This window comes from Leptolyngbya sp. CCY15150, assembly GCF_016888135.1.
In the GTDB taxonomy this organism is placed as follows: Bacteria; Cyanobacteriota; Cyanobacteriia; order RECH01; family RECH01; genus RECH01.
The window spans coordinates 1-348 of record NZ_JACSWB010000030.1 but is presented as its reverse complement, the minus strand read 5'-3'; the positions used below and the strand labels follow the sequence as shown (position 1 = coordinate 348).

1 pseudogene is annotated in these 348 nt (G+C 47.1%); it reads left to right on the top strand.

From position 1 onward, the window contains the following. Positions 1–96 precede the first annotated feature (96 nt). A pseudogene (locus JUJ53_RS00130) lies at positions 97–228 on the top strand (IS5/IS1182 family transposase); the annotation flags it as partial. Positions 229–348: the final 120 nt, after the last annotated feature.

The window sequence follows — 348 nt, the reverse complement described above, 5'->3', positions numbered from 1 at the left end:
AGGTCATCTCAATTGTCATGGAGCCTACTCCCTCAGAATCGAGCAATGCGACGGCAATGCCTTGTTTTTCTCTATCCTTTACGTTAATCCACTACCGTGGAGCGTACGTTTGGATGGCTCAATCGCTTTCGACGCTTAAGCAAAGATTATGAGACTTACCCAGAGGTGAGTGAGGCCATGATTTATGGTTCCTTGATTCGTCTGATGGTAAAGCGATTGGCTGCTTAAGGGCTTACTTTATAAATCAGCTCTGAGAAGTGCTGGGCGTGGTTGAAGAGCCGGATTCGTAAAGTATTGGGAGACGTTGCGAATTTACGAGAGGCGATGGAGCTTGTGCTGAAGGAAGCT